The sequence below is a fragment of the Chitinophaga oryziterrae genome, assembly GCF_009758125.1.
Taxonomy (GTDB): domain Bacteria; phylum Bacteroidota; class Bacteroidia; order Chitinophagales; family Chitinophagaceae; genus Chitinophaga; species Chitinophaga oryziterrae.
The window spans coordinates 95,906-119,615 of record NZ_WRXO01000002.1 but is presented as its reverse complement, the minus strand read 5'-3'; the positions used below and the strand labels follow the sequence as shown (position 1 = coordinate 119,615).

At 45.2% G+C, this 23,710-nt stretch carries 24 protein-coding genes; 17 read left to right on the top strand and 7 right to left on the bottom strand.

The features are described 5' to 3' along the window. Nucleotides 1-20 precede the first annotated feature (20 nt). Nucleotides 21-503: a GtrA family protein gene (locus tag GO495_RS08035; protein ID WP_157299206.1), complete on the top strand. Its 483-nt coding sequence runs from the start codon at nucleotides 21-23 to the stop codon at nucleotides 501-503. A gap of 1 nt (nucleotide 504) precedes the next feature. On the opposite strand, the gene GO495_RS08030 is transcribed toward GO495_RS08035, so the two are convergent. Further along, a complete protein-coding gene (locus GO495_RS08030; protein WP_157299205.1) occupies nucleotides 505-1,074 on the bottom strand; it encodes a thymidine kinase in 570 nt (189 codons plus the stop codon). Nucleotides 1,075-1,202: 128 nt separating this feature from the next. Between GO495_RS08030 and GO495_RS08025 the strand changes: the two genes are divergently transcribed. Next, the gene (locus tag GO495_RS08025; protein WP_157299204.1) at nucleotides 1,203-2,291 is read left to right on the top strand and encodes a hypothetical protein; all 1,089 of its coding nucleotides are present in this window, start codon (nucleotides 1,203-1,205) and stop codon (nucleotides 2,289-2,291) included. A gap of 5 nt (nucleotides 2,292-2,296) precedes the next feature. Here the strand turns inward: GO495_RS08025 and GO495_RS08020 are convergent, their stop codons facing one another. Beyond that, the gene (locus GO495_RS08020) at nucleotides 2,297-3,517 is read right to left on the bottom strand and encodes a 3-deoxy-D-manno-octulosonic acid transferase (RefSeq protein WP_157299203.1); all 1,221 of its coding nucleotides are present in this window, start codon (nucleotides 3,515-3,517) and stop codon (nucleotides 2,297-2,299) included. Between the two features lie 105 nt (nucleotides 3,518-3,622). Here GO495_RS08020 and GO495_RS08015 point away from each other — a divergent pair, with 105 nt between their 5' ends. The 6 genes from GO495_RS08015 to rfbD all read left to right on the top strand — a co-directional run bounded on the left by GO495_RS08015 (nucleotide 3,623) and on the right by rfbD (nucleotide 9,599). Further along, complete coding sequence (locus tag GO495_RS08015; RefSeq protein ID WP_157299202.1) at nucleotides 3,623-4,762, top strand: DegT/DnrJ/EryC1/StrS family aminotransferase; 1,140 nt, start codon at nucleotides 3,623-3,625, stop codon at nucleotides 4,760-4,762. Then, nucleotides 4,759-6,069 carry a UDP-glucose dehydrogenase family protein gene (locus tag GO495_RS08010; protein WP_157299201.1) on the top strand — a complete coding sequence of 437 codons (1,311 nt, stop codon included), beginning with the start codon at nucleotides 4,759-4,761 and terminating at the stop codon, nucleotides 6,067-6,069. Before GO495_RS08015 ends, GO495_RS08010 begins: the two co-directional genes overlap by 4 nt. A 14-nt stretch (nucleotides 6,070-6,083) precedes the next feature. Continuing rightward, complete coding sequence (locus GO495_RS08005) at nucleotides 6,084-7,022, top strand: UDP-glucuronic acid decarboxylase family protein (protein ID WP_157299200.1); 939 nt, start codon at nucleotides 6,084-6,086, stop codon at nucleotides 7,020-7,022. A gap of 84 nt (nucleotides 7,023-7,106) precedes the next feature. After that, on the top strand, nucleotides 7,107-8,162 hold the full coding sequence (gene rfbB, locus GO495_RS08000) for a dTDP-glucose 4,6-dehydratase (RefSeq protein ID WP_157299199.1): 1,056 nt from the start codon (nucleotides 7,107-7,109) through the stop codon (nucleotides 8,160-8,162). Nucleotides 8,163-8,170: 8 nt separating this feature from the next. Beyond that, the gene (rfbC, locus tag GO495_RS07995; protein WP_157299198.1) at nucleotides 8,171-8,731 is read left to right on the top strand and encodes a dTDP-4-dehydrorhamnose 3,5-epimerase; all 561 of its coding nucleotides are present in this window, start codon (nucleotides 8,171-8,173) and stop codon (nucleotides 8,729-8,731) included. A gap of 4 nt (nucleotides 8,732-8,735) precedes the next feature. Then, nucleotides 8,736-9,599, top strand: coding sequence for a dTDP-4-dehydrorhamnose reductase (gene rfbD / locus GO495_RS07990; protein ID WP_157299197.1), 864 nt, complete (start codon nucleotides 8,736-8,738; stop codon nucleotides 9,597-9,599). Nucleotides 9,600-9,636: 37 nt separating this feature from the next. On the opposite strand, the gene GO495_RS07985 is transcribed toward rfbD, so the two are convergent. Continuing rightward, nucleotides 9,637-10,335, bottom strand: a complete 699-nt coding sequence (locus GO495_RS07985) for a TapB family protein (RefSeq protein WP_157299196.1) — start codon at nucleotides 10,333-10,335, stop codon at nucleotides 9,637-9,639. Between the two features lie 103 nt (nucleotides 10,336-10,438). On the opposite strand from GO495_RS07985, the gene tyrS reads away from it, so the two are divergent. Next, on the top strand, nucleotides 10,439-11,722 hold the full coding sequence (tyrS, locus tag GO495_RS07980) for a tyrosine--tRNA ligase (RefSeq protein WP_157299195.1): 1,284 nt from the start codon (nucleotides 10,439-10,441) through the stop codon (nucleotides 11,720-11,722). A gap of 42 nt (nucleotides 11,723-11,764) precedes the next feature. Here the strand turns inward: tyrS and GO495_RS07975 are convergent, their stop codons facing one another. From GO495_RS07975 to GO495_RS07965, 3 genes are all read right to left on the bottom strand, one after another. Further along, nucleotides 11,765-12,268: a pyridoxamine 5'-phosphate oxidase family protein gene (locus tag GO495_RS07975; protein WP_157299194.1), complete on the bottom strand. Its 504-nt coding sequence runs from the start codon at nucleotides 12,266-12,268 to the stop codon at nucleotides 11,765-11,767. A 71-nt stretch (nucleotides 12,269-12,339) separates the two neighbouring features. Further along, on the bottom strand, nucleotides 12,340-13,626 hold the full coding sequence (locus GO495_RS07970) for an amidohydrolase family protein (protein ID WP_157299193.1): 1,287 nt from the start codon (nucleotides 13,624-13,626) through the stop codon (nucleotides 12,340-12,342). Nucleotides 13,627-13,638: 12 nt separating this feature from the next. Continuing rightward, nucleotides 13,639-16,620 (bottom strand): amidohydrolase family protein, encoded by a 2,982-nt coding sequence (locus tag GO495_RS07965; protein ID WP_205691228.1) that lies wholly within the window; start codon nucleotides 16,618-16,620, stop codon nucleotides 13,639-13,641. Nucleotides 16,621-16,769: 149 nt separating this feature from the next. On the opposite strand from GO495_RS07965, the gene GO495_RS07960 reads away from it, so the two are divergent. From GO495_RS07960 to GO495_RS07940, 5 genes are all read left to right on the top strand, one after another. Next, nucleotides 16,770-17,192, top strand: coding sequence for a hypothetical protein (locus tag GO495_RS07960; protein WP_157299192.1), 423 nt, complete (start codon nucleotides 16,770-16,772; stop codon nucleotides 17,190-17,192). A gap of 64 nt (nucleotides 17,193-17,256) precedes the next feature. Then, on the top strand, nucleotides 17,257-18,543 hold the full coding sequence (locus GO495_RS07955) for a glycerate kinase type-2 family protein (RefSeq protein ID WP_157299191.1): 1,287 nt from the start codon (nucleotides 17,257-17,259) through the stop codon (nucleotides 18,541-18,543). Nucleotides 18,544-18,584: 41 nt separating this feature from the next. Next, entirely contained in the window at nucleotides 18,585-19,766 is a 1,182-nt protein-coding gene (uxuA, locus tag GO495_RS07950) for a mannonate dehydratase (RefSeq protein ID WP_205691227.1), read from the top strand. Nucleotides 19,767-19,851: 85 nt separating this feature from the next. Then, nucleotides 19,852-20,328, top strand: a complete 477-nt coding sequence (locus tag GO495_RS07945) for a MarR family winged helix-turn-helix transcriptional regulator (RefSeq protein ID WP_157299190.1) — start codon at nucleotides 19,852-19,854, stop codon at nucleotides 20,326-20,328. Between the two features lie 154 nt (nucleotides 20,329-20,482). Then, nucleotides 20,483-21,412 (top strand): tetratricopeptide repeat protein, encoded by a 930-nt coding sequence (locus GO495_RS07940; RefSeq protein ID WP_157299189.1) that lies wholly within the window; start codon nucleotides 20,483-20,485, stop codon nucleotides 21,410-21,412. Here the strand turns inward: GO495_RS07940 and GO495_RS07935 are convergent, their stop codons facing one another. Beyond that, nucleotides 21,413-21,649, bottom strand: coding sequence for a hypothetical protein (locus tag GO495_RS07935; RefSeq protein WP_157299188.1), 237 nt, complete (start codon nucleotides 21,647-21,649; stop codon nucleotides 21,413-21,415). Nucleotides 21,650-21,862: 213 nt separating this feature from the next. Here GO495_RS07935 and GO495_RS07930 point away from each other — a divergent pair, with 213 nt between their 5' ends. Genes GO495_RS07930 through GO495_RS07920 form a run of 3 tightly spaced genes read left to right on the top strand, consistent with a single transcriptional unit; the run spans nucleotide 21,863 to nucleotide 23,701 of the window. Beyond that, complete coding sequence (locus tag GO495_RS07930) at nucleotides 21,863-22,726, top strand: AraC family transcriptional regulator (RefSeq protein WP_157299187.1); 864 nt, start codon at nucleotides 21,863-21,865, stop codon at nucleotides 22,724-22,726. Nucleotides 22,727-22,778: 52 nt separating this feature from the next. Then, nucleotides 22,779-23,054, top strand: a complete 276-nt coding sequence (locus GO495_RS07925) for a hypothetical protein (protein WP_157299186.1) — start codon at nucleotides 22,779-22,781, stop codon at nucleotides 23,052-23,054. 2 nt (nucleotides 23,055-23,056) lie between these two features. Beyond that, nucleotides 23,057-23,701: a siderophore-interacting protein gene (locus tag GO495_RS07920; protein WP_157299185.1), complete on the top strand. Its 645-nt coding sequence runs from the start codon at nucleotides 23,057-23,059 to the stop codon at nucleotides 23,699-23,701. Nucleotides 23,702-23,710: the final 9 nt, after the last annotated feature.

Sequence of the window (23,710 nt, the reverse complement as noted above, 5' to 3'; positions counted from 1 at the left end):
TTGTCCCGTACATTTTTGATATGAGAACGTTTATTTTAATGGTGATTGACTTCTTTTACCGTCCTTTCGCCAAACTAATGCCACTGCAAACGTTCCGCTACCTGGCTTGCGGGGGCGGGAATACTGCATTGGACATATTTTTATACTTTGTGTGTTATAACTTTGTATTACACCAACAGACCGTCTATCTCCCATTTATTACGATAGGAGCACATATTGCCGCCCTCTTCATGTCTCTGGCCGTTACTTTCCCTACAGGTTTCCTGCTCAGTAAATACATTGTATTCTCCGAATCCAATCTCAGGGGAAGGGTACAACTGATGCGTTATTTTATGCTGGTAGGTATTTGCATATGCCTCAACTACGGGTTTATGAAACTGTTCGTAGAACAATTTCATATTTTCCCGACCATCGCAAAAGTATTAACGACCATTTTTGTAGTTGGCTTCAGTTACCTGACGCAGAAGAAATTCACATTCAAAGTAAAAGCTCCCGTAGAATAAGTTATTTCACTTCGTAATAACAATGTCTGCACCTTGGTTCGTACAGGTCTGTTTCCCCTAACAGCACTGTATTGGTATCTGCTGTTTTACGATAAGAGTAATTCGCAATATTCCCGCATTTCATACAGATGGCGTGCAGCTTGGTAATATAATCGGCTTTAGCCAGCAGAAAAGGCATCTGTCCGAAAGGCTTGCCCAGATAATCCATATCCAGACCGGCTATAATCACACGGATTCCCCTCAGCGCCAGTTGGTCACATACATAAGGGAGTTCTCCATCAAAGAATTGTGCTTCATCTATTCCCACTACATCTACATCCTGAGCCAGCAATAAGATCTGTTGTGAATTCTCGATAGGAGTACTCATTATCTTACTCTCATCATGAGATACAAGATGCTGTAAATCATAACGGGTATCAATACCTGGTTTAAAAATCTCTATTTTTAAATTGGCAATGCGGGCACGTTTCAATCGCCTGATCAACTCCTCCGTTTTTCCCGAAAACATTGAGCCACAGATAACTTCGATCCACCCCCTTCGCCCTCCTGCAAGAGAAGGTTCAATAAACATATTATACTATTGTGATTTACAGTTAATTAAAAGATATAACTTTATGCAAGTAAAATAAATTCTCCGATACAGGCGTTAACAATTAAGCATGGAACGCATTTTGCATTCAATTTATTTTTTTTTAGACTATGGAAAAAATAAGTGCATTAATTGACAAGTTACAGGAATTAAAGAATTCAAATGCCGGATTGCAGTCCATATCTTATTATGTACAACTGCTGCAGGCTGAAATAACACAGACCCGCAACAGACAAAAGCAGGAAGGTCATCGTGAATCCAGCCATATCGCTGTGATCATGCCTTCGGCAACACTGACTGAATCTGCAAACGGATATCCAAATAACTATAATTATACTGAGAAAGTACCTGCTAAGGCGGTTGCTGTTGCAAAAATACCTGAGTTTGAACCTCCTGTAAGGGTTGCCGAACCTCAACAGCTGGTTGTTGAACAAAAGCCTGAGCCGAAACCGGTATATCAGCCGGTTATACCATCAACAGCTACGCAGGTCCCTCCCGAACATCAGGCTTATCAGCCTAAACCGGTTGTACCTCAGCCAGTTGCAGAACAGAAACCCGAATATCAGGCTTATCAGCCTCAGCAAGCTCCTGAACCGGTAGCCAAGGCTGTTCAGGTGCCTGATTACCAACCGGCAAAAGCCTCTGAGCCAGTGGCTTATCATCCAATTGCGGAGCAAAAAGCAGCGCCGGTTGAACCTAAGCCAGTCGCCGAACAGATACCTCACAGGCCATCTGCAATTCCTCCTCCGCCTCCGGCCCCCATACCAGAGGTCCCTGAAGAGAAAAAGCCGGCCATGATCACCTTATACTCCCAAACAGAGCAGAACAACAGGCCAGAAAATAACAACGGCCTGCATAAAGAACTCAAAGAACTTAACCAGCGCGTAGCTCAAAATACAACTTCCTTAAACGAACGCTTCCGTCAGAGCCAGGTAGAACTGGCAGACAGACTGGGTGAAATGCCTATAAAAGACCTTCGTCATGCCATAGGTATCAACGATAAATTCCAGTTCATCCAGGAATTGTTCCGCGGAGATATAGACACTTACGAACGCTCTATCAAAACAATCAATGAATTCCATTCCTTACAGGAAGCAGAATACTGGATTGAAAGAGAACTCAAAATCCGTCAGGGTTGGGTAGATCAGAACCACATCGTTAAGCAGTTCTATTCTATCGTAAGAAAACGTTTCACCTGATCCAGCTAAATCAGCCGCTTTTCCTGAATATAATTGAGAATCTTTTCAGTCGCCCCTTTATTATCTGCCACATAACGGCCGGCTATCTGTCCGATCTGTGCGCAAAGCGAATCATCTTCCAGTAAAGCTTCCATTTCCCTGTTCATCGCAAACTGATGGCCAACAGAGATCGCTCCTCCTAAAGCCAGCAATGTTGCTGCCTCAGGGAATTTATGGTATACAGACCCAAATACCACTGGCTTGCTGTAAGTAGCAGGCTCCAGTATATTATGGATCCCCTCCTTCCCAAATCCACCTCCTACATAAGTAACACGTGCATACCTGTACAATGCTGATAACATCCCTACATTATCTATAATCAACACAGATCCCGGTTTCAAAGAAGAATACCTCACCGCCCCGGGAAACAATCCCTGCAATTGCTGAATATGACTTTCATCTACCTCGTGCGGTGCAATAATCAAACATCTGCCGGCTTGTTCCCGCCACCAACCTGCCAGCACAAGCTCATCCGAATGCCAGGTACTTCCTGCTATCACAGCCTTCCTCTCCCCGATAAACTCTTTTATCCCGGCTACCGGCGGGGCCTCTTCCAGTAAATCCCAGACTCTGTCAAAACGGGTATCCCCTGCCAGAGACACATTTTTAACCCCGATTCCCGCTAGCAGGTCCAAAGAAGTCTTATTCTGTACAAACAACCAGTTAAATTTCTTCAGCAACCGGCGAAACATTCCTCCATAAAATTTAAAAAAAGGTTGTTCCGGCCTGAAAATGCCTGAAATCAGCAATACGGGTATATTATTTTTATATAAAGTCGTTAGGTAATGGTACCAGAACTCGTATTTAATGAAAATAGCCAGTTTAGGTTGAAGAATCGCTATAAAGTCCTTCGCATTTTGCTTCGTATCCAATGGCAAATAGAATATATGATCTGCTACCGGATAATTTTTTCTCACCTCATAGCCTGAAGGAGAAAAGAAAGTAAGTACGATCCGGCTATCCGGGTATTTATTATGAATGGCCTCCAGCACAGGCCTTCCCTGCTCAAACTCCCCCAGGGAAGCCGCATGGATCCATATACACCCTGTATCCACCTGCATTTTTTCCCGCCAGTTCTTACGTCCTTCCAGCCACAGACGAGCCTTTGCATTGCCTGTAAAAGCAGCCAGAGACACGCCTGTCCTGTATAACCGGATTCCAATATTATATACCAGGGTGTCCACCATAGGGTAAATACTTTTACTGAATTTTAAACCAGGGGCAAAGATACTGTCCTTACTATGTCAAAATTTGTAAATTTGCTCACTTTAATCAAAATATCTATCCCAGACATGGTTCCGATTCAAATGGTGGATCTTAAACGCCAATACTTAAAAATTAAGCCACAGGTAGAAGCTGCCATGGCCGAAGTGTTAGATAATGCCGCATTTATCAATGGCGCACCTGTACAACAATTCGCCACGGCACTGCAGGAATACCTGGGTGTAAAACATGTAATTCCTTGCGCCAATGGCACCGATGCTTTGCAGATCGCTATGATGGCGCTTGATCTGGAACCAGGGGATGAAGTCATTACGCCTTCATTCACCTTCATTGCTACAGCAGAAGTAATAGCGCTGTTAAAGCTGAAGCCGGTGTTTGTGGATGTAGATCCTAAAACTTTCTGCCTGGACCCTGTGCAGGTAGAAAAAGCCATTACGGCTAAAACAAAGGCGATCGTACCGGTACACCTGTACGGTCACAGTGCAGATATGGAACCTCTCATGGAGATTTCCCGTAAACATAATATCCCGGTAATAGAAGATAATGCGCAGGCCATAGGTGGCAATTATACTTTTAAAGATGGTACAGTGAAAAAGGTAGGATCTATCGGCCAGATCGGCTGTACCTCCTTCTTTCCGTCCAAAAACCTGGGTTGTTACGGAGATGGCGGCGCCTTATTCACCAATGATGATGCGCTGGCCGCAAAGATCAGAATGGTGGCGAACCATGGCCAGTCTGCCCGCTACTACCACGATGTGGTAGGCGTAAACTCCCGCCTGGATACCCTTCAGGCAGTAGTACTCAATATCAAATTACCCCTCCTCGACGAATACATCATGGCCCGACGGGCTGTAGCGGACGCTTACGATGCTGCTTTTGCCGGCATCCCGCAGATCACTACCCCTTTCCGCGCTGCCAACAGTTTCCACGTATATCATCAGTATACCCTTCAGTTAAATGGCATAGACCGTAACGCCCTGCAGCAATATCTGCAGGAACGCCAGGTTCCAGCCATGATCTACTATCCTGTTGCTGCTCATCAGCAAAAAATGTTTGCTCACCTGGGTGGAAATGATTTTAATCTTCCTATTACAAATGACCTGACAACCAAGGTAATTTCATTACCAATTCACACCGAAATGGATCAAGATCAATTACAGCACATCATTGATTCAGTACACTCATTTTTAAATCAATACTCCAAATGAAGATTACAGTAGTAGGTACTGGTTATGTAGGATTAGTTACAGGCACCTGTTTTGCAGAAACAGGAAACAACGTTATCTGCGTGGATATAGACGTTAACAAGGTTAACAAATTATCCAACGGACAAATAACTATTTACGAACCAGGATTAGAAAAATTATTCGATCGTAACCTCAAGGAAGATCGTCTGCATTTCACTACCAATCTGGCTGAAGGCGTTAAAGATGCCGAAGTAATATTCCTTGCCCTCCCCACCCCCCCGGGAGAAGATGGATCGGCAGATCTTTCCTATATTCTTCGCGTTGCCGAAGACCTGGGAAAAATTATCACTGATTATAAAGTGATAATAGACAAGAGTACCGTTCCGGTAGGAACCGCAGAAAAAGTATACGCGATGATCGCCAAAAACTGCAAAAGCGAATTCGATGTGGTATCTAACCCCGAATTCCTGCGTGAAGGCGTAGCGGTAGACGATTTCATGAAACCAGACCGTGTAGTAATTGGTACCCGCTCCGAAAGAGCGCGTAAAGTGATGGGCGAACTGTTCGCTCCATTTGTACGCCAGGGTAACCCCATCCTGTTCATGGATGAGAAGTCTGCAGAACTTACAAAGTACGCTGCTAACTCCTTTCTGGCTACCAAAATCTCTTTCATGAATGAAATCGCTGTACTCTGCGAAAAACTGGGTGCAGATGTAGACATGGTACGCAGAGGCGTAGGTAGTGATGACCGTATCGGCAAACGCTTCCTCTTCCCTGGTATCGGTTATGGCGGCAGCTGCTTCCCTAAAGATGTACAGGCTCTCGTAAAATCATCTGAAGATGCTGATTACGAGTTCAGAATCCTGAACGCAGTAATGGATGTGAACGAAAAGCAAAAGCTGTTCCTTCTCCCTAAAATCAATTCCTGGTTTAAAAACGACCTCAAAGGCAAACACTTTGCGCTGTGGGGTTTAGCATTTAAACCTAATACCGACGATATCCGCGAAGCTCCGGCTTTGTATATGATCGATGCCCTGGTAGATGCAGGTGCTACAGTATCCGTTTTTGATCCTGAGGCTATGGCCAATGTGGAGAGACTGCTGGGGAATAAGGTGACTTACGCTCCTCATCAGTACGAATGCCTGAACAATGCAGATGCGCTGATCATTGCTACAGAATGGAGTGTTTTCAGAACACCGGATTTTGATAAGATCAAAACAACCCTGAAAAACAGTCTGATCTTCGACGGCAGGAACCTGTTTGATGTAACTCGCATGCGGGAATTAGGTTTCCATTACGAAAGCGTTGGCCGCTCGGCTACCATCTGATTAAAAACATTATCATGAAAAGAGTACTCATCGCCGGCGCTGCCGGTTTCCTCGGATCGCACCTGTGCGACCGTTTCATAAAAGAAGGTTATAGCGTTGTTGGGATGGATAATCTCCTTACCGGCAACCTTAAAAATATAGAACACCTGTTCCCTTTGCCTCAGTTCGAATACTATCATCATGATGTTAGTAAATTCGTTCACGTTCCCGGCAAACTGGATTACATCCTGCATTTTGCATCTCCGGCCAGCCCGATCGATTACCTGAAAATGCCTATCCAGACATTAAAAGTAGGTTCCCTCGGTACACATAACCTGCTCGGTCTTGCAAAAGAAAAAGGCGCCCGCATCCTCGTTGCTTCTACATCAGAAGTATATGGCGATCCTACTGTACACCCTCAGACAGAAGAATACTGGGGTAATGTAAATCCGATAGGCCCACGTGGTGTATACGATGAAGCGAAACGCTTCATGGAATCCATCACCATGGCATACCACAATTTCCATGGCGTTGAAACCCGTATCATCAGGATATTCAACACCTACGGCCCACGCATGCGCCTCAATGACGGTCGTGCCCTGCCAGCTTTCATGAGCCAGGCATTAACCGGCCAGGACCTCACCGTATTCGGCGATGGTTCACAGACCCGCTCTTTCTGCTACGTTTCCGATTTAGTTGATGGCATCTACCGCCTGCTGCTGAGTGATTACCATTTACCGGTGAACATCGGCAATCCGGTAGAGATTTCCCTGCTCCAGTTTGCAGAAGAGATCATTAAACTGACCGGTAGTAAACAGAAAATTATCTTCCAGCCATTGCCTAAAGATGATCCGAAACAACGTAAACCGGATATCACGAAAGCACAGGAATTACTGGGATGGTCACCGAAAATAGACAGAGCAGAAGGCCTGAAGATCACCTACGATTATTTTAAAGAAGCGTTAAATAAATAAAATTACATGGGACGAATTATGAATGACGAGTAAATCCTACTTATATTCGTTATTCATAATTCGTAACCAGTAATAAATCAGATTATGCATCATACCATATTGATTACCGGTGGTGCCGGATTCATAGGATCACATGTAGTTAGGTTGTTTGTGAATACTTATCCGCACTATCAGATCGTTAACCTGGATGCACTTACCTATGCCGGGAACCTGGAAAATCTGGAAGACATTCAAGACAAACCAAATTACATCTTTGAAAAAGGAGACATCACCGATGAACCCTTTATCAACAAGCTGTTTGAAAAATATAAATTCGACGGAGTAATACACCTCGCTGCAGAAAGCCATGTAGACCGCTCTATCATGGATCCGCTGGCATTCATCAAAACCAATGTAATGGGCACAGCTACCCTGCTGAATGCTGCCCGCCAATACTGGAAAGATGATATGAAAGGGAAACTTTTCTATCACGTGTCTACCGATGAAGTATATGGCAGCCTGGGTGAAGAAGGCTTCTTTACAGAAGAGACCTGCTACGATCCACGCTCTCCGTATTCCGCATCCAAAGCCAGCTCAGATCATTTTGTGATGGCCTACTATCATACCTATCATCTGCCGGCTATCATCTCCAACTGTTCAAATAACTATGGGTCTCATCACTTCCCCGAGAAGCTGATTCCACTGGCTATCCATAACATCAAAAACAACAAACCCGTTCCTGTATACGGCAAAGGGGAAAATATCCGCGACTGGCTCTATGTGAATGACCATGCCCGCGCTATCGATACCATCTTCCACAAAGGACGCGTTGGTGAAACCTATAACATAGGCGGATTCAACGAATGGAAGAATATCGACCTCATTAATCTGCTCTGCATCATCATGGATAAGAAACTGGGACGCGCTCCCGGTACTTCCGCTCAACTGATCACTTTCGTAAAAGACCGTGCAGGACACGATCTCCGTTACGCTATCGATGCTACCAAACTGAATAAGGAACTCGGCTGGACCCCTTCCCTTCAATTTGAAGAGGGTCTGGAGAAAACCGTAGAATGGTACCTCAGCAACGAACAATGGCTGGACCACGTTACCAGTGGGGCTTACCAGGAATATTACAGCGATCAGTATCAAAAAAGATAAATTAAGATATGCCATTTACCGAAACAGGAATTCCCGGCTTACTCGTGTATGAGCCCAAAGTGTTTAATGATAACCGGGGATATTTTTTTGAAAGCTACAGCGCCCGCGCGTTTGAAGAGTATGGACTCAACTTACCCTTTGTACAGGATAACCAGGCCCGCTCTACCTTTGGCGTATTACGTGGCCTCCATTACCAACTGGAACCATATGCACAAACCAAACTGATACGCGTACTCGAAGGCCGTATTATAGATGCAGTAGTAGATATCCGTAAAGGTTCTCCTACCTATGGCAAATCATTTGCTATAGAACTCTCTGCAGAAAATAAACTGCAACTGCTGGTACCTAAAGGCTTTGCTCACGGTTACTCCGTAATAAGCCCCACCGCAGAAGTCATGTATAAATGCGATAACTTTTATCATAAAGCAAGTGAAGGCGGTATCATTTATAATGATCCTGCACTGAAAATCGACTGGGGCATTAATCCGGAAGAGGCACTGGTATCTGAAAAAGACATGGTGTTACCTACGCTGGAAAACTGTACGCATAATTTCGTTTTCAATAAATAACTACATGAAGAACATCCTGATCACCGGCGCCAATGGCCAGCTGGGACAAGCAATAAAAAAGGTGGCAGCTGGTTTCCCGGCCTTCAACTTTGTATATACAGATTATACCGAGCTTGATATTACCGACACTGAGGCCATCGACACCATTTTTGCCACACAGGAAATACACGGATGCATCAATTGTGCTGCTTATACCGCTGTAGATAAAGCAGAATCTGACGAGGAAATGGCCTTCAAACTAAACTTTGAAGCAGCCCTGAATCTGGCAGATGCCTGCGCAAACTACAATGCACAGCTGATCCACATCTCTACAGACTATGTATTTGACGGTAAAAGCAACCGGCCTTATACAGAAGAAGATGAAGCCAACCCGGACAGCATCTACGGTAGTTCCAAACTGCGCGGAGAAGCGGCAGCTATCGGTACCAACCCGGCTACTATCGTCATCCGTACATCCTGGTTGTACTCCGAATTCGGTATGAACTTCGTAAAACGTATGCGCGAACTGATGCAGGAGAAAGAAAGCCTGAACGTAGTATTTGACCAGGTGGGTACCCCTACTTATGCGGTTGATCTGGCCCAGGTAATATTGACGGTATTAAGCAAGGTATATGATGTTCCTGCCAGCTATGGCGGTGTATACCATTACAGCAATGAAGGCGTAATCAGCTGGTACGATTTTGCAGTAGCCATTAAGGAACTGACAAACGCTGCCTGTACAGTATTACCGGTAACTTCCGATAAATATCCTACCGCTGCAAAAAGACCTGCATACAGCGTATTCAATAAACAAAAGATTAAAGACACATTCGGACTGCAAATCCCTTACTGGAGAAACAGTTTACAGGTGTGCCTGAAGAATCTATAAAAAAGAGGCGGTATCTCACGAGATACCGCCTCTTTTTTTATTTCTTTAATCCCGTTATCCGCATACTCCCCATTAACTCCCCATCCTTATAAGACTCCGTTTTCACTACCCCAAAACCCGGCGCAAACCATTCTGCGCCGATCAGGTCAAAAGGCATACTCATCGCCATCATTTTCAGGGAAAGGTTGATATTAAAAGTCACCTTGAAACAATCCCAGGAACCTGCCGCTGTAGTAATCTTCTCTTTGGAAATCACCTTACGGTCAGATACTTTGTACTGAAGCGTTACATCCATCCCATTAGTATTGCTGTTCATTTCAAAAGCACCTTCCGGTAATGTTTGCCCTACTTTCATAGACGACGGGTAGGTCAGGAAAGAACTACCAGTACCCGTTTCCATTTTCATTGCCTGCAACTGCGGAATGTTAGGCATATTCATCTGCATGTCTATCAGCAGGTTATCTCCATCACACTTCACTTTTCCCTTACCGGAAGAAAGTTCCTTTCCTTTAGCATCTTTTACCGTAGTCGTAAAATCAGACACCAGGGATACCCCTTCTTTATTAACAGACAGTATATTGTATAAGTTTTTGGCAACAACTTCGCCCTTACTGTCATACACACTCATCTCCACTTCTGAATTATTCCGGAGATAATAATAGGTCTTACAGTCCTGTGCGAACAGGGAATTCATTGACGCCACTAAAACTGCAATAAAAACAAGTGATCTCTTCATACAAATATGCTGATTATTTAATTTGATGAATGTACGAAATTACTGATGATACCGTTTGTCAACGGTATATTTCTTACGTTTGCAAAAATTATCCCAATTAATCATGAACCTGATAGAAGAATTACGCTGGAGAGGCATGGTACAGGATATAATGCCTGGCACAGAGGAACAGTTACTGAAAGAAATGACCACGGCCTACGTGGGATTTGACCCTACAGCAGACTCCCTGCATGTAGGCAGCCTCGTACCTATCCTGTTGCTGGTACATCTGCAGAGAGCTGGTCATAAACCACTGGCGCTGGTAGGTGGCGCTACCGGTATGGTAGGCGACCCTTCCTTTAAAGCTGCAGAGCGCAAAATGCTGGATCTCGATACATTGAAACATAACCAGGCCGGTATCAAGGCCCAACTGGAGAAATTCCTGGATTTCGACCCTGCCAAACCCAATGCGGCTGAAATGGTCAATAACTATGACTGGTTCCAGAACATTACTTTCCTCGACTTTATCCGTGATACAGGCAAGCACATCACGGTTAACTATATGATGGCCAAGGATTCTGTGAGGAGAAGGATTGAAGGGGATAGCGGTATGTCCTTCACTGAATTCACTTACCAACTGATCCAGGGTTACGATTTCTACCATTTATACACCCATAAGAACTGTAAACTGCAAATGGGCGGTTCTGACCAGTGGGGAAATATCGTAACCGGTACGGAACTGGTCCGTCGTAAGGCAGATGGAGAGGCTTTCGCCTTTACCTGCCCCCTGATGAAAAAGGCAGATGGTACCAAATTCGGTAAATCTGAGAACGGGAACGTATGGCTGGACCCTAAATTAACGTCCCCTTACCAGTTTTACCAGTTCTGGCTCAATGCAACCGATGTGGACGCAGCCAACTATATCAAAATATTTACCCTTCTGGAACATGCCGAAATTGATGCCCTGATCGAAGCTCATCAGCATGCTCCGGAACAAAGACAACTGCAGAAAAGACTGGCAAAAGAACTGACAATCTTTATCCATAGCGAAAAAGATTATGAGTTTGCATTGAAAGCATCTGAATTGCTTTTTCGTAATGACACTGCCGATGTATTACAGACATTGACCGAAGATCAGTTAATGGACGTAATGGATGGCGTTCCACAGGTAGAAGTGTCATTGGCAGATCTGCAGGCGGGTAAAGATATAGTGACCTTCCTGGCAGAAACAGCTATTTTCCCCAGTAAAACTGAAGCCCGTAAAATGGTGCAGGGAGGAGGAGTCAGCATTAACAAGCTGAAAGTGGAAGGAATAGAAAAATCAATAGATACATCTTTGCTCCTGAGAGATAAGTATATCCTTGTTCAAAAGGGTAAAAGGAATTACTACCTGGTTATAGCCAGATAACAACAAAAAAGAGCAATTGCTGTCTGCAATTGCTCTTTTCTTTTAGTCTATATCCAACTCTCCGGATTCTCCTTCTTCGTATTTCTTACCTGTAACAATGGACGTTAGCATATTAAAAAAGACGACCATTTTGCTGGAAGAGTTATCCCAATACCATGCCTGCTTTGTATCCACCTTTAAAAGGCACAAACGGGGATCATCAATCCCATCCGGGAACCACGCTTTTACCGCAGGTGTCCACAATTGTTTCATTTTTTCCTTGTCGACGACAATAGTTCCGATACCGAATATATTCAGGTAAGTATTATTACCCGGATTCGCATAGATCAAATTCACCTCATTATTCTCGGAGATCTGCATCACTTTTCCTGAAAACTCATTGGTAAAAAACCAGGCATTACCATCTTTATCTACATCTACAGTAGCCATAGGACGGGATATTACCTGCCCATGATCATCTATAGTGGTGAACATACATACTCGTACTTCATTTATTAATTCGGTTACTTTCTTTATTGCGTCTTCTCTTTTCATGGTTGATTGCATAATAATTTTGATTTATGTAAACCGGCCTATCCTGTTTACGGTCCCACTTAAATCAATAAAATTTCATGCCATTACTTCAGACCGTACTTATGTTTATAACGCTCATACAACTGTTTATGTTTATTATCCAGATTAACTTCCCGCCCCTGGATGAAAGCCTGTGTGATAATACTGGATCTCATATCCATAATATCCCCTGTACTGACAGTGATATTAGCATCCTTACCAGCTTCCAGCGAACCCGTCGTTTTATCTATTCCCAGTATGCGGGCAGTGTTCAACGTTACTGCACTTAAAGCCTCTTCCTTACTGAGTCCGTAAGTGCTGGCCGTACCCGCTTCGAACGGCAGGTTCCGCTGTTGCCAGAATCCCTCATTGCTCAGACAAAACAGGACACCGGCTTTTTGTAGCTGCGCCGCTGTTTTATAGGGCTGGTCTACGTCATCATCCTGCATCACCGGCAGGCTATGCGCTTGCTTCAACACCACCGCTATATTGTTCTGTTTTAACAGGTCTGTAATCATCCAGGCATCTGCTCCACCGGCAATCACCACATCAAAGCCAAACTCTTTGGCAATGTCCACTGCCAGCAACATCTCCTTTACCAGGTCGCAGTGAATGAACAGCTTCTCTTCACGGGTAAAGAGTTTATGCACTGCCTGAAATTTCAGGTTGATTACAGCATGTTTATCTTCCTGGTTATAAGCCTGGGCTTCCCGGAAAAAAGTACGCACCTGGTTAAGCTTGTCCATCGACTCTTTAATCTTATCATCCGGAATACTGCGACCAGGATTATTAGCAGGCTGCAACAGGCTGGGCATATAAAAATGAATAGCGCCATCTGTACGGTATGCTGCATCCTCCCAGTTCCAGGCATCCAGCTGCACGACAGAAGATGATCCGGGAATCATCCCGCCTTCCGGTGTCACCTGCGCCAGCAGAATACCATTGCTACGCAGGGTGTTGATCACCTTGGAATCCGTATTATATGCTACCAGCGAACGCACGGAAGGATTGATCTCCCCTACTTCACTGAAATCGTTCGTAGAACGCACGGCCTCCACTTCTGTAAGACCCAGCGTAGTCAGTGGTGCGATCAGCCCGGGATATACATGTTTGCCCTGTAAGTCCAGTACTTTCGCATCTGCTGCCGGAGCAGGCAGATTACTGCCCACAGCCGTGATCTTACCATTTGAAAATACCAGCGACCCGTTTTCGATTACCTGCCCGTTGCCTACGTGAATAGTAGCATGCTGCAGATAAATAGTCTTTTCCTGTGCAGACGCCGGATATATTAATTCCTGTGCATTAGCGGCAAGACTTGCCAATAATATGATTGATGTTGATACTAACTTCATGATAGGTTGTGTTTAGTTGCCATTGATCAGGCTCTTCTGATGTCCGGCCTGCAGATCTTCACAATGATAAATTTCTTCCTGGGTAGGCGCTGCTTTCTGTGTAGCAGTGCCCTTCTTTTTCTCTGCCAGCATTTTCTGCACCAGCCTGTTACGTTCAGTACTGATGCGCTGACGCAATTCCAGGTCACGGTCCCTGTCAAAGTAAATGATCCCGTCTACCATCGTTTTCTCTGCTTTGGCATAGATACTCATCGGGTTATTGCTCCACAGCACCAGGTCGGCATCCTTACCAGCTTTGATACTACCTGTATGTTCTGCCACGTGCAGCAGTTTAGCCGGATTCAATGTGACCATCTTCAAAGCATCTTCTTCGGCCATATCACCGTACTTGATGCTCTTGGCTGCTTCCTGGTTCAGGCGGCGGGCCATTTCAGCATCGTCGGAGTTAATAGCTACAGTCAGCCCCACACGCTGCATGATATTAGCGTTATAAGGGATCGCATCCTGCACTTCCATTTTGTACGCCCACCAGTCGGCAAAGGTAGAACCTCCGGCGCCATGCTGTTTCATCTTATCAGCCACTTTATATCCTTCCAGTATATGCGTAAACGTGTTGATATGGAAATCGAAACTATCGGCCACCTTTATCAGCATATTGATCTCACTCTGCACATAAGAATGGCAGGTAACAAATCTTTTACTGTGCAGGATCTCTACCAGTGCATCCAGCTCAAGGTCACGGCGTTTACCAGGGCCTTCCTTTTCATACTCACGGGCGCGGGTAAACGCATCTGTCAATACCTCTTCCACTCCCATACGTGTTTGCGGGAAACGTACTTTCTGACGCTCTCCCCAGTTGGATTGCTTCACGTTCTCTCCCAGTGCAAATTTGATAAAGGGATCTGCACCTGCAAACTTCAGCTCCTCTGCATCTGCTCCCCAGCGGAGTTTTATCAGCTGACTTTGGCCGCCGATAGTATTTGCAGAACCATGCAGTAAATGAGATGATGTAACCCCGCCACTTAACTGACGGTAAATATTAACATCATCAGGAAACACCACATCCGCAATCCTTACTTCAGATGTAACAGATTGCGTCCCTTCATTTACTCCTTTTGATATAGCAATATGAGAGTGTTCATCTATAATACCAGGCGTAAGGTGTTTGCCGGTTCCATCTATCACACGGGCGCTGCCTGCGGCTAGATTCTTTCCTATCTGTGCAATCTTACCATTACGTACCAGTACGTCTGTATTCTCCAGTTTCCCTTCACTTTCATTTGTCCATACAGTGGCATTCTTTATCAGGATATCCTGTTGCTGAGGTAAAGTCTCCCAGCCATATCCGTTGAAAGGATAATACAGTTTACCGATTGCCAACTGACTGGCAGGTTTGGTACTGTCCTTTTTAGTATATGGCGCATTAAACACTGCCCGCCATTTGATAAGCGCGCCACTGGTATCGATACCGGTACCATTCCATTCCTTTGCACCTGTAACACCGCTCAGTCTCAACTGCGCAGCACCTTTCTTCACCGGGAATGCCAGCTTAACGAGTTCTCCGCTGAGAGAAATACTACCGGCAAGGGTATCCTGTTGTATCAGGGATAAAGAAGTGGCATTCTTTACCAGCAAAGTATAAGTAGCGTTGGCGGGAAGAACGGTGAGGGTATAAGTCCCCCTGAAATCTTCATCCTTTATAGTATATCGCTGTCCCTGTACCCAGTTCTGATACAGCACTGTATTTTCATTGAAAAGCGGTCCGGAAGTCAGCAGAAAATTGGCCAGTTTACCTGGTTCCAGCGAACCTACCTGGTCATCTGCTTTTATCATACGGGCCGGCGCTAAAGTAACCGCATCCAATGCTTTCTGTTCACTAAGCCCATATTCAATAGCCTTGCGTATGGCAGTCAGGAACTGCTTTGCGTCTTTTAAGCCGGAAGCCGTCAAAGAAAAGGGGATATCCGCTTTTTCAAAAGCGGCCGGTTCTGACGGCGCCATTTCCCAGTGTTTCATATCACTGAGCGCTACAAAACGCGCATCATTAGGGTCTTCCACATCTATGGGAAGAGGAAAGTTAAGCGGGAGAATGAAAGACGCTTTGGTAGCAACCATTTCCGGTATACGCTGATATTCATTACCGGATGCCTTGATGATATATTGTACCCCAAACTCGTCTCCTATTTTATCAGCACGTAAAGCGTCCCATTTATCCTGTACGTCAAAAATCTGAGGAAGCGACTGGCTCTCATTCCATGCCTGCAAAGTGAGGTTAGTGCCTTCTTTTGCCGGACGGGTTTTATACCATTGCGCATCCAGGTATGTCTGGCGCAGCAGCGCAATGCTACCCATCAGTGAACCTGGATAGTCCTGTGTAGAACTTCCTTTGTCAAAAGAATACTGAGCGCTGGCCTTTTCACGGATCAGCGCTTTATTCTCACTGCCATCAGCCAGGGTTACCAGTACCCCGGTCCCACGGGCAATGCCATCCTGCTGATGAGAAAGAACGGTTCCAAAGCCTGCTTCACGCAATGTTTTTGCGGAGCTTTCATCTGTATTGAAAATAGCAGCCGCGTTCACCTCACTTTTAATGGCCTGGTTCCAGCCATAAGCGCCTTTTGTGGCAGAAAGGAGCTGCGGCTCTCCACGCCTTGAGCTGACAGCCTTTTTCACGGGCTGGGTGCCATAATCGCTGTAGGGATCTACAAAAGAAGGATAGATGTATTTACCTCCGCAATCAATGACTACCGCATCTTTCGGTACTGGACCCGTTCCCACGCTCACAATTTTCCCGTTACGGATCACCAGGGTCGCATTGTTTAAAGTAGTAGTCGCATTTTTGACGATGGTAGCCTTAACAAAAGCATAACAGCCTTCTCTTTTGTCAGCTATTCCATTGACAGGAAAGGTTTCCTGGGCATGGACAAAATTACCAGCCAGCAACCCTCCCAATAGCAGACAAAGCCGGGCAAGGGACATACGGGTTTTATTCATTTGATTCTGTTTAAGCGGTTAGATTTGGTTTGAGCGAATAGATGCGGCAAAATTAGTAAATGATTATACCCGCTTCTCATATTTTACAGGATTGGTATTAATATTGCAGTAATTACCTATATTTAACAAAGCTGAACAATCCATTTTTTATGAAAAAATATATGATCGCCGTAACCAGCATGTTGTTATGCCTGCTGTTCGGTATCCAATCAAACAGTATAGCACAGGCTAAGGACAGCACCCATAAAAAAGTGCATTTCACCGCCGAAGAACGTGCAGATAAAATGACGAATAAACTGGACCGGCGGTTAAACCTGACCAAAGATCAGGATAAAAAAATATCCGATATCAATACGGATATCACCCGCAGGATGGAAGCGATTAAAACCAATACCAGTCTTTCAAAGAAAGATAAGATGCAACAGGTAAAAGCATTGAATGAAGAACGCAGTCAACGCTTCAAACCCGTGCTTACACCCGATCAGTATAAGAAATGGAACGACTGGGAAATGCAGAAGAAAGAAAAGATGGAGGCCAAGCTGGATAAAAAACAACAAAAACGTAATGGTTAAATAACCATACTAAATACACTCATGAAAAGGATGCCTTGCTGCATCCTTTTTTAATGTAAAAAATATGAGTAGGGAACATGCTATCTCTATATTTAATCATGCAGTAGCAGCAGTACAACCGGCTATACTGATGAAGAAAAATGTACAGCGGAAAGGGGATACAATAAAAATAGCAGACAGCATTTTCCGGCTACAGGCAAACAGGCCCGTATGGATCTTTGGCGCAGGTAAAGCTGTGGCGGCAATGACCGCTGCGCTGGAAGAGATCCTCTCCGGCATTCCGTTAAAAGGATTAGTGATCACCAAATATCACCACGCACTTCCACTACAACATATAACACTTGCAGAAGCGGCACATCCTGTGCCGGATGAAAATGGCGTACAGGCGACGGCACAAATGATTGCCCTGCTTAAACAGGTACAGGAAAACGACCTCGTATTCTTTCTCCTGTCCGGCGGGGCCTCTGCGCTGCTGGCAGATTATCCGCAAGGGACCACTCTTGCACAGGTACAGACAGTATTTGAACTATTACTGAAAAGTGGTGCGGATATCCATGAAATGAATGTCGTCCGTAAACATTTATCCGCTGTAAAAGGTGGACAACTGACTGCCAGTACAAACGCATTCTATAGCTTAATACTAAGTGACGTAGTAGGTGATGATCTGCATGTAATAGGCTCAGGCCCTACCGTCCCCGATCCTTCTACTTTTGCGGATGCATACGCCATCCTCGAAAAATATCATCTTACCACACAATTGCCTGCGCCCGTTTTACAACATCTGTCAGAAGGTGTGCAGGGCCATATTCCCGATACACCTAAACAAGGAAATGCACATAACCTGCTGATAGGCAATAATAAAATCGCACTGGATGCTGCCGCAGAAAAAGCAGCCGCATTGGGCTATGAAGTACATATACTCACTACAACGGCTACAGGAGAAGCGGAATTACTGGCGCAGCAACTCATACAAAAGGCGGTTAACTGGCCGGGGAAAAGGCCAGCCTGCCTGTTGGCCGGCGGAGAAAGTACCGTTACTATTACCGGTAATGGCCTGGGAGGACGTAACCAGCAACTGGCACTGGCAGCATTAATTGCATTACAAAATGGTCATCAGAATATTACTTTATTAAGTGCCGGAACAGATGGTACAGATGGTCCTACAGATGCCGCAGGTGCCATTGCCGATACGGCTGTAATAACCGCTGCTGCTGAGAAAAAACTGGATGCAGCATACTATCTCAAACAAAATGATGCCTGGCATTTTTTTGAGCAGACAGGCGGACTATTTAAGACAGGGGCCACACAAACAAATGTGATGGATATAATCGTAGTAATAATAAATTATTAATTATTGAGGGAAGTCCTATTTTTGGGGTTTCAAACCTGTATATGCGTATGCTAAAAATGGAACAGACATGGCGATGGTTCGGGCCAAATGATCCTGTAACACTGACCGATATTAAACAAGCCGGAGCCACCGGTATTGTAACAGCATTGCATCACATTCCGAACGGAGAGGTTTGGACAGTAGAAGAAATACTGCTGCGGAAAGCTGTGATAGAAGCTGCCGGACTTACATGGTCCGTAGTGGAAAGTGTTCCCGTACATGAAGATATTAAAACCCAGAGTGGCAACTTCAAAGAATACATCAGCAACTACCAGTTAAGCCTTCGCAACCTGGCAGAATGCGGTATCTATGTCGTTACCTACAACTTTATGCCGGTACTTGACTGGACCCGCACTGATCTTGCCTACACCGTAGCCGATGGATCAAAAGCATTAAGGTTTGAGAAGGCGGCATTCATGGCCTTCGACCTCTTCATGCTGCAAAGGCCCGGTGCTGAAAACGATTATGATCCTGCCGATATATCAATGGCGAAGGAACATTTCGACAGCATGACCGAAGCCGAAAAGAACTTATTACAAAGAAATATAATCGCAGGTTTACCCGGGTCTGAAGAAAGTTTCTCCCTGCAACAATTCCAGGAAGCACTCGATAAATACCAGGGCATTGATGCTACACAGCTCAAACTGCACCTCTTCTACTTCCTGCAACAGATTGCTCCCGTGGCTGAAGAAGCAGGCATCAGACTCGCGATCCATCCGGACGATCCTCCATTCCCAATATTAGGCCTGCCACGCATCGTGAGTACCGAACAGGATGCAAGAGAACTGCTGGCTGCTGCGCCTTATGCGGCGAATGGCCTCTGCTTCTGCACCGGTTCCTATGGTGTTCGCCCGGATAATGATTTGCCTGGTATGGTGGAAAGACTGGGAGAACATATCCATTTCATTCACCTGCGCAGTACTCAGCGCGATGCACTGGGTAACTTCCACGAGGCAAACCACCTGGAAGGAGATGTAGATATGTACGCAGTGGTCAAAAATATCCTTGCCATGATGCACAAACGAAACGTCTCTGTTCCCATGCGTCCCGATCATGGTCATCAGATGCTGGACGACCTGCACAAAAAAACCAATCCCGGTTACAGCGCTATTGGCCGTTTGCGCGGACTGGCAGAACTCCGCGGACTGGAAACCGGTATTGCCCGTTCTGTATTTAACAGGTGAAAGTCAACACCTGCTGCCGTGTACTGGCAACACTATAAGGTTGGGATAAGGAACAAACTAATAAGCACCCCTAAAAGCGTATAATATGAACGGTTCACTTGATGAGCAACTCGAACAATACCTGGCGCAACGGCAACGTAGCCTTATCAGGTTGTTGGGGTTGCTGAAAAAGGACATGGACTTCAAAATCACAGAAAAGCTACAGCAGAAAGGATATAATAACTTTAAGCTGGGCGACCTTGTGCTGATCGTTAACATTCAGCCCGAAGGTATCATCAATAACGAACTGGCAAAAAGGGCCCGGATTACCAAACAGGCCATGAGCAAAGTGGTAAAGAACCTTGAAGCCGGGGGCTATATACTCACCCGTAAACATGAAAATGATAACCGCTCTGCTGTTATCTTCCTCACAGACAATGGAAAACGGCTCCTCATCTCTGCGGCCGAAAGCTTCCGCGAAATACAGGACGAATACACTGATATCATCGGACAGGAAGATGCAGACTCTCTGAAACAGATCCTCGGCAGGCTGGTATCGACCCTGCGACCGGAACATTTTTAATTTAATCTGCTCAATCCGGCATTCCGGCATAAGCATTGCTCTAACTAACTGGCACACTAACCAGTGTTAAAATTATTATTAGTTTAAGTAGCAGACGATTCAGATTATGGTTTCCAGCCGGATTATAAATAATGACGACGAATATATAGATGGCTTGCTAGACAGCTCCCCCGCTATTATTGATGCAATTTACAAGCGTTTTGCCCGTAAAGTGAAGCATATGGTAACAGGATGGGGAGGTAGCATAAAAGATGCTTCCGGTGTATTCGAAGGTGTACTACTGTCCATCTACCACTACGCCCAACACCATCAGCTTACCCTCACTAACCATTTCGAACCCTTCTTCCTCTATGCCTGCCAGCTCAAATGGAAGCAGGAAATGATGGAGAAATCACCCAACAAAGCACAGTCGTTCCATCCGGCCCCCCCGGCTCCGGGATTGGATTCCAAACATATACAATACATACAGGAAGCATTGTCCGTAGAATCCAACAACATGGAGACAGACAATACCCGTAACGAACTGGAAGAAATAATTGCCGACCAACGGGAAAAATGGTTCCACTCAAAAGAACATGCAGCCCATACAAGAGTGGGCCTCTATGCGGTGATCACCGCTATTATTTCGGCAACACTGGCCGGCCTTTTATTCGTCAGCCCCTGGCATAAGGACATATACAGACAGTTCTCCGGAACAGAAATGATACACCATCACCAGGCCGGCAACGAAACAGATACCTCTCTGCTATTGCATCAGGCAGCTTCTGCCTTTAACAAAGGACATTACGACAAAGCAGTAGAATTGTTGGATCAGGTGATCGCGAAAGACTCTACACAGCCTGCTACCCGTTATTACCGGGGAGTAGCCCTGATAGACGAGGGCAGGCAGGAAGCAGCCCGTAAAGATCTGAACTTTGTTTACGGAGGAACATCCTCTTACAAATACGATGCAGCATTCTATATAGCACTAAGTTATCTCCGGGAAAAAGATAAACAGCAATGCCTGGAATGGCTGCTGAAAATACCGGCTAACGCACCGATATATTGGAAAGTAGCCAGGTTAAAAGAAGAATTGTCCCGCTGATTAGTTAAGATGGATCATGTGCTTACTGAAATGGATAATATTCTCCACTTCTCCTTTAATAAGCTCATAAATCTGCACCTTATCTTTCTTGATCATGATCAGCTGCTGGAGTACCAGATAGTACGTTTCTCCGCCATGGCCACTCATCTGGGCCCTTAAGATTTCCTTTTTTGCATCTTCGAAACCAATCGCTCCCAGCTTTTGGTAAATAACATTTAATTCATCAATCCATTTCATAGTTGGTAGTTTTCATAGGTATATAAAAATATTTATAATATTATTAATAAACAAGGGGTTGAGAATATTTTTTTGTTACGCCTGTGTTATTTTAACGCTTTATTCAGCTATTTCAACCTTACATCTAATATAGTATTATCCTAATATATTAAAGTGTATACTATATTGCAGATCAATACAATTTTCTGCCTTCTTTATTCGTCTACAAGCTATATGGCTACTAAAAAACCATTCATTATTTCCTACGGAATGGAGGACATCTCCTCTTCCGGAATCCCTTTTGTCTTCATAGAGCAGATAGGGACAGGAGATAACGAAATAGACGACCCCGGGACGAACCCACACCGCCACGGCTATTATGCCCTGGGGATCTGCGCTACAGGCGAAAGCTGTCACATGTTCGACTTCGAGCGCATCGTATTCCAGGCTCAGGAAATGGCACTGATCCTGCCCGGACAGGTACACCAGGCAATGCCCGGTTACACCGCTACTGGCTGGCTGATCGCTTTTACAGCAGAATTCCTGGCAGGTCACCCCGTACATCTTCCTCTTGCCCCCCCGGATAAAGTAAAGCTCTCCGACGCAGACTTTGCTGAAGTTAAAACCATTGCGGGCCTGATGAAGAAGCAGGAAGCAGAGCGCGGTCCTCACTTCGTTTCTATCTTGCAAAACTATCTGTCAGTACTCCTTACATTGCTGCAACGCAATACCTGCGACCGGGCTGAGAAACCCGGTCCTGCATTATTATTCCGCTACCGCGAATTACTGGCTACCCATTTCCTGGAATGGACCAAACCAGCCCAATATGCCGCAGCACTCCATATATCTGCAGACCATCTGAATGAAGTCGTAAAACAGCATACCGGACAAACAGCCTCCTCGTTAATCACAGACCGTCGTATCCTGGAAGCCAAACGTCTGCTCTTACATGCAAGAGAAAGTGTGAAGGAAATCGCCTGGCACCTGCAATTCAATGAAATATCCTATTTCAACAGGTTTTTCAAACAGCATACCGGTCATACGCCTGCGTCTTTCCGCGAAGCGGTACGGGAAAAGTATCTATCTATCCCGGAATAGTATAATTCCTCCAAAGTCACCAATAGTAGTTTTGTTTTTAAATAATATACTCATGAAACCTCAGGACATCCTGCCAGACAATACCAACTCCGTAGAAATAAACGGACAGGTATTACGCAAAGGCTCCGTTGCTGCATTCATGGCTAACCTGTCTATCATAGAACAGCCCGTAAGTTATCCGGAATATGAAAACGCAGTAAAAGACCTCATAGAACTGACACCCATACTGGAAACACTGGGCGTCTTTAAACACTTCCGCCTGCGCTCAGAAAAAGCCATTACACTCATCACAGATATTTATCCTCACCTCACAGGTAAGATTAGTTAGTTATGTCAACATTTAAAGAAAAAGCCACGGCATTCCTCATGTCGCGCATAGGTAAAACAGCTTATGTCATCAATACAACAGCCATTACACACTCCTTATTACAAATTACACTGCACCTGCCGGAGCCAATCAACTGGCGCAGCTGCCAGCACCTTAAATGCGAAACAGGCAAACAAACTTACCGGGATTATACCATAGCCAGCTGGGATGAAGCCACACGAACAGCCGTGCTTTTAATCCATGCCGCCCATGAAGGTGCAGGCAGTAACTGGGCTAAACAACTGCAACCGGAGCAGTCTTTCTTTTATGCAGGCCCCGGCGGAGGTTTTCATCAGCCTGCCGCAGCAGATGACCTGGTATGCATAGGGGATGCCAGCGCTATCGGGCATTTTGTATCACTCCATAAACGCAGGCATCCCCAACAACAGTTTCATACCATGATATTAGGCGGCCCTCTCCCCGCTACCATCCTGGATATGCCTATAAATACCGGCGCTTCAGAACAATTAACGAACTGGATACAGGACCTCCCTTTACAGGAAACTACCTTTTATGTAGCAGGCCATATCCCTCTCCTCATAAAAACAAGGAAAACAATAAAAGAGCTGGGCTGGAAACAGATCAAATCTGCCGGATTCTGGGAGTAATTATTCCAA